General features: G+C 70.7%; 13 protein-coding genes and 1 tRNA gene. 3 read left to right on the top strand and 11 right to left on the bottom strand.

The annotated features are described in order from the left end of the window. Positions 1–24 precede the first annotated feature (24 nt). Together BM393_RS17400 and BM393_RS17395 are read left to right on the top strand one after the other, a co-directional pair. Positions 25–2,007: a patatin-like phospholipase family protein gene (locus BM393_RS17400; protein WP_175538387.1), complete on the top strand. Its 1,983-nt coding sequence runs from the start codon at positions 25–27 to the stop codon at positions 2,005–2,007. Positions 2,008–2,145: 138 nt separating this feature from the next. Then, positions 2,146–3,699: a methyl-accepting chemotaxis protein gene (locus BM393_RS17395; protein WP_217648461.1), complete on the top strand. Its 1,554-nt coding sequence runs from the start codon at positions 2,146–2,148 to the stop codon at positions 3,697–3,699. Here the strand turns inward: BM393_RS17395 and BM393_RS17390 are convergent. Together BM393_RS17390 and BM393_RS17385 are read right to left on the bottom strand one after the other, a co-directional pair. Beyond that, on the bottom strand, positions 3,686–4,672 hold the full coding sequence (locus tag BM393_RS17390; RefSeq protein WP_091729155.1) for an NAD-dependent epimerase/dehydratase family protein: 987 nt from the start codon (positions 4,670–4,672) through the stop codon (positions 3,686–3,688). The two genes, BM393_RS17395 and BM393_RS17390, sit on opposite strands and share 14 nt — an antisense overlap. A 122-nt stretch (positions 4,673–4,794) precedes the next feature. Continuing rightward, positions 4,795–4,869 (bottom strand) — tRNA-Arg (locus BM393_RS17385). 286 nt (positions 4,870–5,155) lie between these two features. On the opposite strand from BM393_RS17385, the gene BM393_RS17380 reads away from it, so the two are divergent. Further along, on the top strand, positions 5,156–5,743 hold the full coding sequence (locus BM393_RS17380) for a cytochrome c5 family protein (RefSeq protein WP_091729152.1): 588 nt from the start codon (positions 5,156–5,158) through the stop codon (positions 5,741–5,743). 63 nt (positions 5,744–5,806) lie between these two features. Here BM393_RS17380 and BM393_RS17375 read toward each other — a convergent pair whose 3' ends face one another. The 9 genes from BM393_RS17375 to BM393_RS17335 all read right to left on the bottom strand — a co-directional run bounded on the left by BM393_RS17375 (position 5,807) and on the right by BM393_RS17335 (position 13,195). Then, positions 5,807–6,346: a DUF2946 family protein gene (locus BM393_RS17375; RefSeq protein ID WP_091729147.1), complete on the bottom strand. Its 540-nt coding sequence runs from the start codon at positions 6,344–6,346 to the stop codon at positions 5,807–5,809. A gap of 31 nt (positions 6,347–6,377) precedes the next feature. Further along, complete coding sequence (locus BM393_RS17370; RefSeq protein ID WP_091729144.1) at positions 6,378–7,412, bottom strand: YheT family hydrolase; 1,035 nt, start codon at positions 7,410–7,412, stop codon at positions 6,378–6,380. Positions 7,413–7,425: 13 nt separating this feature from the next. After that, a complete protein-coding gene (locus BM393_RS17365) occupies positions 7,426–7,887 on the bottom strand; it encodes a nuclear transport factor 2 family protein (RefSeq protein WP_091729141.1) in 462 nt (153 codons plus the stop codon). A gap of 69 nt (positions 7,888–7,956) precedes the next feature. Next, positions 7,957–8,172, bottom strand: coding sequence for a zinc-finger domain-containing protein (locus tag BM393_RS17360; RefSeq protein ID WP_091729136.1), 216 nt, complete (start codon positions 8,170–8,172; stop codon positions 7,957–7,959). Positions 8,173–8,226: 54 nt separating this feature from the next. Continuing rightward, complete coding sequence (locus tag BM393_RS17355) at positions 8,227–9,150, bottom strand: branched-chain amino acid transaminase (RefSeq protein WP_091729133.1); 924 nt, start codon at positions 9,148–9,150, stop codon at positions 8,227–8,229. Positions 9,151–9,202: 52 nt separating this feature from the next. Continuing rightward, on the bottom strand, positions 9,203–9,616 hold the full coding sequence (locus BM393_RS17350; RefSeq protein WP_091729130.1) for a hypothetical protein: 414 nt from the start codon (positions 9,614–9,616) through the stop codon (positions 9,203–9,205). A gap of 81 nt (positions 9,617–9,697) precedes the next feature. Beyond that, a complete protein-coding gene (locus BM393_RS17345; RefSeq protein WP_175538386.1) occupies positions 9,698–10,090 on the bottom strand; it encodes an antibiotic biosynthesis monooxygenase in 393 nt (130 codons plus the stop codon). A 60-nt stretch (positions 10,091–10,150) separates the two neighbouring features. Next, the gene (radA, locus tag BM393_RS17340) at positions 10,151–11,509 is read right to left on the bottom strand and encodes a DNA repair protein RadA (RefSeq protein WP_091729126.1); all 1,359 of its coding nucleotides are present in this window, start codon (positions 11,507–11,509) and stop codon (positions 10,151–10,153) included. 219 nt (positions 11,510–11,728) lie between these two features. Continuing rightward, positions 11,729–13,195 (bottom strand): sodium:solute symporter, encoded by a 1,467-nt coding sequence (locus tag BM393_RS17335; protein WP_091729122.1) that lies wholly within the window; start codon positions 13,193–13,195, stop codon positions 11,729–11,731. Positions 13,196–13,309 lie beyond the last annotated feature (114 nt).

Genomic DNA, 13,309 nt, shown 5'->3' with positions numbered 1-13,309 from the left:
GCCAGGGCGCCGAGAATCGGCCTCATGCACAGCGACGACCAGCGGCAGCCGGAGGCGGACGACGTCAGCCATTGCGACCTCGTCATGAAGGGCGGCGTGACCAGTGGCGTGATCTATCCGCGACTGGTGGCGGCGCTGGCCGACCGGTACCGGTTCAAGAACATCGGCGGCACCTCGGCCGGCGCGATCGCGGCCGGGGCGAGCGCGGCCGCGGAGCTCGGCCGCCAGCGCGGCCATGTCGGCGCCTTCGACCAGCTCGCGAAGCTGCCCGAGGAACTGGGCGCGGAGGTCGCCGCGGATCGGCGCCAGCCCGGCCGCAGCCGCTTGTTCACCCTGTTCCAGCCGGTGCCCGCACTGCGTCGCCACTTCGACGTGCTGTCGCGCGCGCTGGGCAAGTCCCGCGGCCAGGCCGTCGCCGCGGTGGTGGGCGGCATGCTCACCGTCCATGCGAGGGCCGCGTTGGGGGTGGCTGCGGGCGGGCTGCTGCTGGCCTGGCCGGCGCTGCATCTGTTGATCGACGGGACTGGCGCGTCGCCGGGCCTGCGCTGGCTGGCCGCGGTGGCTGTGGCGGGCATTGCCGCGCTGACCGCCGCGGCCGCGGTCGGGGCGACGGCCGCGCTGTTCGTCCGTGGGCTGGCGCGCGGCCTGCGCGACAACGGCTACGGCCTGTGCAGCGGCCTGACGCAGCCGGACCAGGGCGGCCGGACCGCGCTCACCGACTGGCTGCACGGCTACTTCAACCAACTGGCGGGCAAAAGCATCGATGGGCCGCCCTTGAGCTTCGGCGATCTATGGGGGCCCGACCCCACGACGCGGCGCATCCATCTGGAGGTGATCACCAGCGCGGTGAGCCGGCAGATGGTCTACAGCATCCCGTTCCGGCCGGGAACGCCGATGTTCTATTACGACCCCCAGGAGTGGTCGAGGCTGTTCCCGCCCGCGGTGATGGCCGCGCTGGCGGCGCCCTTCGCCGGCGGCAACGACGGGCCGGTGATCGAGAACGCGCAGGGGCGCGAGTTGAGACCGCTGCCGCGGCATGGCGAGTTGCCGGTCGTCGTCGCGGTCCGGATGAGCCTGAGCTTCCCGCTGCTGCTGTCGGCGGTGCCGCTGTACGCGGTGGACTGGTCGCGCACCGCGAACCAGCGCGCGCAGGCCCAGGTGCGCGCCGCGGAGACGGCCGAGGCCCGGCGCCAGCTGCGCCTGCGGGCCACGCGGATCTGGTTCTCCGACGGCGGCATCGGCAGCAACATGCCGCTGCACCTCTTCGACGCGATGCTGCCGCGGCACCCGACCTTCGCGGTCAGCCTGAAGCCGCCGCATCCGGACCATGGCATCCAGCCCGCCGTCGCGGGCAACGAGGGCGGCCGCGTCTACCTGCCCGAGGACGATCGCGGCGGCCGGTTGCGCTATTGGCCGGAGCCCGACCTGGTCCCCGACTGGGAGGAGCGCGAGGCGGCCGCGCGCGAGAAGACGCCGCTGGCGGGGCTGGCGGGTTTCCTCTGGAGCATCGTCGGGACGATGCAGAACTGGCGCGACGAGATCCTGTTCCCGACGCCCGGCTTCCGCGACCGCATCGTGCAGATCAGCCAGAAGCCCGACGAGGGCGGGCTCAACCTGACCATGGCCTCCGGAACGATCGCGGCCCTGGCGGATGCGGGCGGCCTGGCGGCGCAGCGCCTGATCGCGCGTTTCCATCCGCTGGGCGCGGAAGGCGGCGCGGGCTGGGACGACCATCGCCGCGCGCGGCTCACGACCTTCCTGGGCGTGATGCAGCCGGCCACGCTCGAGGTGGTGGCGGCCGGCGCGCCGGCGGACTGGCTGGCGCTGCTCAAGGACGATCCGCGGTATCGGCGCTCGTCGGCGATGCGGGCGGAGGCGACCCGGTTCCTCACCGGGCTGCAGGGCCTGGGCGCGGCCGTGCCGCTGAAGCAGTCGGGACAACCGCGCACGCTGGAGGTCGGCTCGCTCAAGCCGATCCCGCAGGTGCGCCTCGTGCCACGCGTCTGAGTGACAGCCGCCCCGGTCCGCCGGGGCCGTGACGCCGGCCTCTTAACGCCGGCCGGAGATCGGAGTACGGTTGCGCGTGCCACATCGTGCCGCGTCGAGGTCCGATCTCCCTTCGGGCCGGCGTCCGAGGAGAACCACATGATGTCCAACACGAACGCCCGGGGGTCCATCGGTCGTCGTCTGGGAATGGTCCAGACCGGCGTCCTGGTGATCGCGCTGATCGGATCGGCGCTGGGGTACTGGGGCCTGAACCGCGTCGCGGAGCAGACCGCCGCGATGTACACCGACGCGATCGTCACCGAGCGCGCCGCGTCCGACTGGTACCGCAACGTGTTCAACGGCACGACGCGCACCACGGCGATCGCGGTCAGCGCGGACCCGGGCCTGGCGACCTTCTTCACCCAGGCCGCCGCCGAGGCGACCAAGGTCTCGACCGAACTGCAGCAGCGGCTCGACAAGCTGCTGACGAAGCCCGAGGAACGCGCCACCTTCGACAAGGTGGCCGAGCTGCGCAAGACCTACCTGACGGTGCGGGACGCCATCACCGCGGCGAAGAAACAGGGCGACATGGCGCAGGCCAAGCAGATCTTCGACGAGCAGTTCCAGAAGGCGTCGAGCGCCTACCTGGACGGCATCCGCGCCGTGGCGCAGCAGCAGCGCGACCAGCTGGACCAGGCGATCCAGGCGCTGGCCGCGACCAACGAACGCGCCCGGATCGCGCTGGTGGTGTTCGGGCTGGTGGCGCTCGCGGCGGGCGGCGCGCTCGCGGTGTGGCTGACGCGTTCGATCACCCGGCCGCTGGGCCAGGCGGCGCAGGTGGCCGACGCGATCGCGCGCTTCGACCTGACCGGACGCATCGAGACCCGCGGCAGCGACGAGACCGCGCAGCTGCTGCGCGCGCTGGATGCCATGCAGGGATCCCTGCTGCGGCTGATCGGCGAGGTGCGCGGCTCGACGGACAGCATCGGCACCGCCAGCGCCGAGATCGCCAGCGGCAACATGGACCTGTCGGCGCGCACCGAGCAGACGGCGTCCAACCTGCAGCAGGCGGCGGCCTCGCTGACGCAGCTGACGGGCACGGTGCGGCAGACGGCGGATGCGGCGCTGACGGCCAACCAGCTGGCGAGCTCGGCCGCGGAGACAGCGCAGCGCGGCGGCTCGGTGATGGGGCAGGTGGTCACGACGATGGGCGAGATCAGCGACAGCTCGCGGCGCATCGCCGACATCATCGGCGTGATCGACGGGATCGCCTTCCAGACCAACATCCTGGCGCTGAACGCGGCGGTGGAGGCGGCGCGCGCGGGCGAGCAGGGCCGCGGCTTCGCGGTGGTGGCGGGCGAGGTGCGCTCGCTCGCGCAGCGCAGCGCGGAAGCGGCCAAGGAGATCAAGTCGCTGATCGCGACCAGCGTGGACCGCGTGGAATCGGGCTCGCGCCTGGTGACCGACGCGGGCACGACGATGACCGACATCGTGACCAGCGTGCAGCGCGTGACCGACATCATTGCGGAGATCCGCGCGGCCTCGCAGGAGCAGAGCGACGGCATCAACCAGGTGAACGCCGCGGTGGGCCACCTGGACCAGATGACGCAGCAGAACGCGGCGCTGGTGGAGCAGGCCGCCTCGGCGGCGGAGAGCCTCAAGGACCAGTCGAAGCGGCTGTCGGCCGCGATCGCGGTGTTCAGGCTGGCGTGACCGGCCGGGCGCCGAGGCACTCGGCCTCGCGCGCCGGGGTCAGCGTGGCGACGAGCTTGCTGGTGTCCCGGTCCGGTTCGCGCGGTGCCAGCGCCCAGGCCAGCGTGTCGGCGGCGGTGTCCTCGATGGCGCGGCAGGTCAGGCCCGCCGCCGCCGCGCGGGTGGCGTCGCCGAGCAGCATGCCGCCATGGGTCGGGTCGTTCTCCGGCAGCCAGAGCGGGAGTTGGGTCCAGGGCGCCATGCCCAGCACCAGCAGTTGGTCGTCCGGCAGCCAGGTGAATCGCGCGCCGGCCTCCGGCGCGGCCTGGACGCAGGCGTCGAGCAGCGCCTGCATCGGCATCCGCGGTCCGACGGCGTTGAAGCTGCCGGTGACGCGCGATTCGGCGAGGGCCAGGCAGAACGCCGCGAGGTCGCGGACATCGATGACCTGGACCGGACGTTCCGGCCGGCCGGGCGCGAGGATCTCGCCACCGCGCGCGACGCGCGTCGGCCAGTAGGTGAAGCGGCCGGTCGGGTCGTGCGGGCCGACGATCAGCCCGGGACGGACGATGGCGTGACGATCGGGCAGGGCGCGCGCGAGCGCCTCTTCGGCGCGGGCCTTGAGCGGGCCGTAGCCCTCGTGGCCCGGCGCGAGCGGCGCCGATTCGTCGAAGACCCGGTGCGGCGGGAACACGCCGTAGGCCGAGATCGACGAGACCAGGACCACATGCGGTGCGCCGGTGTCGAGCGCGGCGAGGCTGCGCTCGACCTGCGCGGGGGTGAAGGCGGTGCAGTCGATGACGGCGTCGAACGCGCGGCCGCGCAGGGCGCTCATGTCGCCGTCGCGATCGCCGACGAAGCGCTCCACTTCGGGGAACAGCCCGCGGCCGTGCCGGCCGCGGTTCAGCATCGTGACCGCATGGCCTCGCGCAAGCGCGGCGTCGATGACGTGGCGCCCGAGGAAGACGGTGCCGCCGAGGATGAGCAGTCGCATGGGGAGCTCGCGTCGCGATGGGACAGGGCGCAGTATCCGCCGCCGGCGGCACGCCTTCGCAACGACGAGTGGCAATGAAAAAGCCGGTTGCCACGCGTGTGACAACCGGCTTCTCGGTGTTCTGGTGCGACCGGCAAGAATCGAACTTGCGACTAGGCCTTCGGAGGGCCCAATGATATCCACTTCACCACGGTCGCCATGGGAAGCGCGCATTCTAGCCTCGTTCTGGCCCCGCTCGATCCAAGCCGATTCAAGTCGTTGAAACGGCACCAGGGCGAAGCCGCTGCGCGACCCTCGCGCAACACCTGGCCCGCCCTCGTGCCGACCTTGACGAAAGCCCCAGGGTGGGGCGCCAGGGGGCTGGCTATACTGCGCCGATTTGCTGTTCCCCCGTCCGGTTTCCCGAGGGCCGATCAAGCCGCGAAACCCCCTGCGAAACACGGACGCGCTTCTGCCGTAGTCGATTCGATTCACGAGGAATTCATGAGCGGAACCCAGGACCACGCCAACGCCCAGGACACGCACGCCGACGGTCACGACGCCCACGAAGGGCCCATCAAGACACCCAAGCAGTTGATCGTCGCGGTCTTCTTCGCGTTCGTGATCCCGATCGTGATCATCGTGATGCTCGCGAACTACGTGTCCAGCGAGATCAAGCCCGGCGCCGGCGGCACCGGACTCGAGGAGCAGGCCGTCGCCGCCCGCATCCAGCCGGTGGGCTCGATCGAACTCAAGGACCTGGCCAACCCCGCCGCGATGAAGTCCGGCGAGCAGGTCTTCCAGGCGCAATGCGCCGCCTGCCACGCCACCGGCGCCGCCGGCGCGCCCAAGCTGGGCGACCATGACGCCTGGGGCCCGCGCGTGAAGTCCGGTTTCGACACCCTGGTGCACTCCGCCCTGAAGGGCAAGGGCAACATGGGCCCGCAAGGCGGCGGCGACTTCAGCGACTTCGAGATTTCCCGCGCGGTGGTCTACATGGCCAACCAGGGCGGCGCCAAGTTCGACGACCCCAAGCTGCCCGCCGCGGCCGCTTCCGGCGCCTCGGCGCCGGCGAACGCGGCCTCGCAGTAAGCCCTCCGCGCGCCAACAGGAAAGCCGACCCGCGGGTCGGCTTTTTCACGTGCGTCGCCGGCCTTACCCCCGGGTGACGGCCCCCTTCGTGTCGAGGGGGGACAGCACCACCCCATGACGGGTGACGAGCTCGGCGTGCGTCGCGTTCGTCATCGACCAGCGACCGGCTTCGATCGCGTCCGCCGCCGGCCCCATGTCCTGCGTGTGGACCAGCCCCAGGCCGAGGTCGGTCTCGAGGAACAGGCGATCGGCATCGTCCAGCACCGCGCCGGTGACCTGCGCCTCGCGGCCGGTGTGGCTCAGCACGCGGCCGTCGGGCTGCAGCCGCCAGATCCAGGGCGCCGCCTCCAGCTGCACGTAAACCCGCTGCGGTCCGTTCTGGAAGAACCATGCCCCCGTGTCGTCGACGCCGTAATTGCGGTCGATGAAGCCGATCAGCTTGTCATGCACGATGCGGCTGCCCTTGACGGCCGGGAACGGGCCCGCCGCCTGGATGCGCTCGTCGCGCATGTACCAGTCGCCGCGCGCATCCAGCGCCAGCCAGCCGTAGCAGTGCGGCACGTTGGGCCACTTCTTCAGCGCGGCCTCGACGATCGCATCCATGGGCGCTCCTTCGGTCCTTGTGCGGGGCGGCTCAGAGCCGCATCGCCAGCCAGTCGGTGACCCGTTCGGGCATCGTGCGCACGTGGCCCGGCGGGCGACCCGACGGGAATCCGACATGGCCCCCCTCGCGGGGTTGCCACAGCGTCACGTGCGCGCCCACATGGCTCTGCGCCGGCAGGCTGTGGGCCGGCACGAACGGGTCGTTGCGCGCGTTCAGCACCAGCGCCGGCACGCGGATGCGCGCCAGGTGCGGCTTGGCGGAGGCGCGCAGCCAGTAATCGTCGACATCCCGGAAGCCGTGCAGCGGCCCGGTGAAGAGGTTGTCGAACTCGTAGAGGTTGCGCACCCGCCGCATCCGCTCCGCATCGAACAGCCCCGGATGCTGCTTCAGCTTGCTCATGGCCTTGGGCATCATCGTGCGCAGGAACATGCGGGTGTAGACCAGCTTGTTGAAGCCCTTGCCGATCGCATGGCCGGCGGCGGTCAGGTCCAGCGGCGAGCAGATCGAGCTGACCGCCTTGACGGTGTCCGCGGCCGTGTCGCCGGCCTCCTGCGCCCAGCGCAGCAGCGCATTGCCGCCCAGCGAGACACCGGCCGCGATCATCGGCCCGCGGTGGGCCGCGCGGAACTGGGACAGCATCCAGCCGATCTCGACGTAGTCCCCCGAGTGGTAGGCCCGCGGCGCGAGGTTGAGCTCCCCCGAGCACCCTCGGAAGTAGGGCATCGCGAAGGCCCAGCCGCGGCGCTGCGCGACGGCGGCGAAGGCCTGCACGTACTGGCTGTCGACCGAGCCCTCCAGCCCGTGGAAGAGCACCAGCAAGGGCCGCTCCGGTCCCGCGGCATGCGGAGCGGTCGTGCCCGCGGCAGCCGTGGCGGCGGGAGGGGTGGCATCGGTGGGGGCGGCCGGATCGACCAGCCACTCGACGTCGATGAAGTCGCCATCCGGCGTGTGCCACCGCTCGCGTCGGAAGCGCGGCGCGGGGCCGTCGTAGCGCCGCGCGAACAGCACGGGCCAGATCGTCTGGGCATGGCCTCCGGGCAACCAGGGAGGCGCCTGGTACTGCATCAGCGGACCTCTCTCAATGCAGGGTGGTGGGAGCGCCCACGGACACGATCGACAGTTCCTGCTTCACGTCCTGCGAGGTGCCCGGGCTGGCGTGGTGCGCCACCAGGCGCCAGCCCAGCGCCGTCTTCAGGTAGACATTCGTGGCGACGACCCAGGCGCTCTGCGTGCCGTCCTCGTCGGTGATCTCGACGCGCTCCAGCACCTGGTGGATCGCCGTGTCGCCGTTGACCAGCCGGCGCTGGCACTCGGGATGCACCGGGATCGCGCCGCGCGCGAAGATCTGCTCGAAGCTCGCCCGGATCGCCGCCGCGCCGACGACGCGCGGTCCGCCCGGATGCACGCAGCAGACCTCGTCCTCATCGCCCCAGACGGCCATCAGGCGTTCCAGGTCGCCGGCCTGCAAGGCCTCGTAGAACTGCGCTTCGGTGTCCTCGGGAGAGGCCAGCAGCAGGGCGGTCTGAGGCTTGCGCACCATGGATCTCGTTCCTTGTTCAAGGGAGCGGGGCAATGACCGGATCCCCACGTCGGGGGGCGGCCGGGGGGATCAGTGGCCGGAGGGCAGCTGCTCGCCGGCCTTGAGCTTGTAGAGCGTGCCGCAGTAGGCGCAGGTGCCTTCACCGCCGTGGCTCAGGTCGATGTAGACGCGCGGGTGGTTGCTCCACAGCGGCATCTTGGGATTCGGGCAGAAGACGACGCCCGGACCTTGCAGGTCCTGCGCGGTGACTTCGACGGTGGCCTTGGGCGTGGTGGTGGTGTTCATGATCTTGTTCTTGCGGGCTGGCGAAGGCGGGCGCGTCCGGACGGGGGATCCCGATCAGACCAGCGTCAGCCAGTGGGCGTACTTGGGATTGCGGCCATTGACGATGTCGAAGAAGGCCGCCTGGATCTTCTCGGTGATCGGGCCGCGGCTGCCGATGCCGATCTCGATGCGGTCCAGTTCGCGGATCGGCGTGACCTCGGCGGCGGTGCCGGTGAAGAAGGCCTCGTCGCTGATGTAGACCTCGTCGCGGGTGATGCGCTTCTCCACGAGCTTCAGGCCCAGGTCCTGGCAGATCGCGAAGATGGTGTTGCGGGTGATGCCGTTGAGCGCGCCCGCCGACAGGTCCGGCGTGTAGACGACGCCGTTCTTGATGATGAAGAGGTTCTCGCCCGCGCCCTCGGAGACGAAGCCCGAGGCGTCCAGCAGCAGCGCCTCGTCGTAGCCGTCCTCGGTCGCTTCCATGTTGGCCAGGATCGAGTTGGTGTAGTTGGACACCGTCTTGGCCTGCGTCATCGTGATGTTGACGTGGTGGCGGGTGTAGCTGCTGGTCTTGACGCGGATGCCGCGCTTGAGGCCTTCCTCGCCCAGGTAGGCCCCCCAGGCCCAGGCCGCGACCATCAGGTGGACCTTGTTGCCCTTGGGGCTGACGCCCAGCTTCTCGCTGCCGATCCAGGTCAGCGGGCGCAGGTAGCAGCTGGCCAGCTTGTTTTCGCGGACGACCGCCTTCTGCGCTTCCTCGACCTGCTCGATCGAGAAGGGCAGCTTCATGCGCAGGATCTTGGCGCTGTTGAACAGGCGCTCGGTGTGCTCGCGCAGCCGGAAGATCGCGGTGCCCTTGTCGGTCTGGTAGGCCCGCACGCCCTCGAAGGCGCCGCAGCCGTAGTGCAGCGTGTGCGTCAGGACATGGATCTTGGCGTCGCGCCAGTCCACCAGCTCGCCGTCCATCCAGATCTTGCCGTCGCGATCGTCCAGAGACATGGGTCTTCCTTTTCGGCCGCGAATCGGCCGGGTGCTGCAAAAGTCGTGGATTTTATGCGGCCGGGGTGTCGGAAGGGGCGCCCGTGTGCGCCTGCGCGTCCGCCGCGCGGATCAGCGTCCAGCGGGTGACCAGGCTGCGCTCCAACACCACGTCCACCGCGTCGCCGCCGGCGTCGGTCCAGCGGTAGGTGTTCGGGTCGACCTTGACACCGAGCGAGCCGCACATGCGGATCAGGTCCAGCAGCTTCATGCCGGCATGCAGCTTCGAATGGAGCATCACCGCGCTGGCGACATGGCCCAGCGGCGCATTCTGGGCGGTGCGCATGACGCGCATCAGCTGCGAGAACTGCAGCAGCAGGAAGAAGACGACGCAGGACAGGCCCAGGATCGCGCCCTTCCAGCCGAAGAAGACGCTGCCCGCGACGATGGCGGCCAGGGCGAGGAGGATGCCGGCGAGGCGGTTCATGCGAGGGAACTCCGAAGGGGGAAGAAAGGGGTGAAAGTGGGGAACAGCGGGGGGCAGCGGGAGGAGCGGCGCGGTGTCGCCTCAGCGCTGGGCGACGGGCACCGGATCGTCGGGCCCGGCGGATTCGTCCCAGTGGTAATGGCGCTCGACCTTGGCGATGCGCAGCTCGTAATGGCGGTACCAGTCGCGCCGGCCCTGGTCGCGGGCGGCGGTGTGCTCGGTGACCGCGCGCCAGGCCCGGATGTCCTCCAGGCTGCGCCAGTAGGAGACGGTGATGCCCAGGCCGTCCGCGCCGCGGGCGCTCTCCACGCCGAGGTAGCCCGGTTGCGTTGCGGCCAGCGCCGCCATGCGTTCGGCCATCGCGCCGTAGCCGTCGTCGGGCGTGGCGTCGGTGCGCTGGCTGCAGAAGATCACCGCGTAGTACGGCGGCTGGATCGACGGCGAGGCGGGCGGCAGGAGGTCGGTAGCGCTCATGGGGAGGTCCGTGGCGGTGGGCGTCGGGCGGAGCGCGCATTGTCGTCGCCCCACGCGGCGTCACATGCCGCGCAGGATCTCGATCGCGTCCTCGATGCGCGCGACCGCGTGCACCGTCAGCCCGTCGATCGGCTTCTTGGGCGCGTTGGCCTGCGGCACGACCGCGATCGAGAAGCCCAGCTTGGCCGCCTCCTTCAGGCGTTCCTGGCCGCGGGGCGCGGGCCGCACCTCGCCGGCGAGCCCGACCTCGCCGAAGGCGATGAAGCCCTTGGGCAGCGGCTTGCCGCGCAGCGAGCTCTGGATCGCCAGCAGCACCGCCAGGTCGGCCGCGGGCTCGCTGATGCGCACGCCGCCGACCGCGTTGACGAAGACATCCTGGTCCATCGTGGCCACGCCGGCATGGCGGTGCAGCACCGCCAGCAGCATCGCCAGCCGGTCGCGCTCCAGGCCCACCGAGAGCCGCCGCGGGTTGGGCCCGCCGCCGTCCACCAGCGCCTGCAGCTCGACCAGCATCGGCCGCGTGCCCTCCAGCGTCACCAGCACGCAGGAGCCCGGCACCGGATCGCCATGGGTGGACAGGAAGATGGCGCTGGGGTTGGTCACGCCCTTCAGGCCCTTCTCGGTCATCGCGAAGACGCCGATCTCGTTGACCGCGCCGAAGCGGTTCTTGATCGCGCGGACCAGGCGGTAGCTGCTGTGGGTGTCGCCCTCGAAGTACAGGACGGTGTCGACGATGTGCTCCAGCACCCGCGGGCCGGCCAACGCGCCTTCCTTGGTGACGTGGCCGACCAGCACCATCGCGCAGCCGGTGGCCTTGGCGGTGCGGGTCAGCTGCGCGGCGCATTCGCGCACCTGCGCGACCGAGCCCGGCGCCGAGGACAGCTGCTCGGAATAGAGCGTCTGGATCGAATCGATGACACAGAAGTCGGGCCGTTCGGTCTCGAGCGTGGCGAGGATCTTCTCCAGGCCGATCTCGGCCAGCACCCGCACCTGCGAGCCGTCCAGCCCCAGCCGGCGCGCGCGCATGGCGACCTGCGCGCCGGACTCCTCGCCGGTGACGTACAGCACCTTCATCTGCTTGGACAGCGCCTCGACCGCCTGCAGCAGCAGCGTCGATTTGCCGATGCCCGGGTCGCCGCCGATCAGCACGACGCCGCCGGTGACGATGCCGCCGCCCAGCACCCGGTCGAGCTCCTCGAGCGAGGTCGGCGTGCGGTCGAAGTCACGGGCCTCGATCTCGGACAGCGTGGCCACGGGCTGGCTGCGGGCCAGCGCCTGGTAGCGGTTCTTGCCGCCGGTGGGCTCGGCGGCGGTCTCGACCAGGGTGTTCCAGGCGCTGCAGGACGGGCAGCGGCCCAGCCACTTGGCGCTGGTGGCGCCGCATTCGGAGCAGACGTAATGGGATTTCGGAGCAGCCATGGGGCGCGATTGTCGCCGCCCGCGCTGTGGACAACCCTGTTGAGAAGCCTGTGAATTCGCTGTGCGGCGGCTGTGATCCGCCTGTGACCGGCTTGTGGGCGGGATGTGGGTAGGGTGTGGGCGAGCGGGGGACAACCAGGCCCCCGCCTGTGGGCAAGCGGTGGGCAAGCGGCGTCGCCGCGGGGGAGGAGCTGTGGACAGGCTGGGGCCAGCCTGTGCTCAAGCGGCCTTCGGCTGGGGATAAGCAGCGGGGCGCGAGCCGATCCAGAGTCCCCCGAAGGTCAGGGCGGCGTTGACCAGCAGCAATTCCAGCCCCATGCGGTAGTCCCCGAAGAGGGCGGCCTGATGGGTGTCGACGATCCAGCACAGGGCCGGGGCCGCCAGGGCGATCCAGGGGAGGACCCCGGGACGCAGGGTGCGCGAGCTCAGAATGCCGAAGGCGAACAGGCCCAGCAGCGGGCCGTAGGTATAGCCGGCCAGCTTCAGGATCAGGTTGACCATGCTGGGGTCGTCGAGCCAGCGGAAGCCCAGCGTCAACAGCAGGAAGACCGCCGCGTACCCGAGGTGGACGGCCTTGCGGACGCGGCGCTTGCGGGCCTCGTCCCAGTCGCGCCGCTCCTGCAGGCCGAGCAGGTCGATGCAGGTGCTGGAGGTCAGCGCGGTGATGGCGCCGTCGGCACTGGGGAACAGCGCGGAGATCAGCGCGACGACGAAGATCAGCTGCACCCAGGCCGGCAGGTGGTCCATCACCACGGCGGGGAACAGCCGGTCGCCCTGCGCGGCGAGGCCCTGCTGGCGCGCGTACAGGCTCAGCAGGCCGCCCAGGAACAGGAACAGCAGCACGACGCCGGTCATGATGGCCGCCATCACCATCATGTTCTTCTGGGCGTCGGCGAGCCGCCGGACCGAGATGTTCTTCTGCATCATTTCCTGGTCCAGGCCGGTCATCGCCACCGCGATCGCGGCGCCGGCCAGCAGCTGCTTGGCCCAGTGGGCGGCGCTCATCGGATCGGTGACGAAGACCTCGGCCAGCCCGGCGGCGCGCATCGCCTGCCAGCCGCCGGCCAGGTCCAGGCCCAGCGCGTGCAGCAGGAAGACCACGCAGATCACCAGGCCGGCGAGCATGCCGGTGGTCTGCAGCGTGTCGGTCCAGACGATGGTCTTGACGCCGCCCTCCAGCGTGTAGAGCAGGATCATCACGAGCACCAGCAGCGCGCTGAGCCAGAACGGCATGCCGAACTGGGCCAGCACCAGGTCCTGCAGGATGCGCACGACCAGGTAGAGCCGCGCGGTGGCGCCCAGCGTGCGCGACAGGATGAAGAAACCCGCGCCGGTGCGATGCGCCGCCACGCCCAGCCGGGCGCCGAGGTAGCGGTAGATCGAGCTCAGCTGGAGCCGGTAGTACAGCGGCAGCAGCACGAAGGCCACCACCGCGTAGCCGGCGACCTGGCCCAGCATGATCTGGAAGTAGCTGAACGCGCCGCTGCCGACCGAGCCCGGCACGCTGATGAAGGTCACCCCGGAGAGGGAGGTGCCGATCATGCCGAAGGCGACCAGCCCCCAGTGGCTGCTGCGGTTGCCGATGAAGAAGCTGTCGTTGTCGGCCCGGCGCGAGGTCCACCACGCCACGGCCAGCAGCAGCGCGAAGTAGGCGGCGATGACTACGAGCAGCACGGTGGCGGACATGGCGCGGGATTATTGGAGCGCCGCCGCCACGGACGCATTCCGAATCGGACGGGGGACATAACCGGCCGGGGAGGGCGATCCGGACGCGCCTGGCGTTAACCCTGACCTTCGTCC

Source organism: Mitsuaria sp. PDC51 (assembly GCF_900113225.1).
Classification (GTDB): Bacteria; Pseudomonadota; Gammaproteobacteria; order Burkholderiales; family Burkholderiaceae_C; genus Roseateles.
This window is presented reverse-complemented; position numbering and strand designations above follow the sequence as displayed.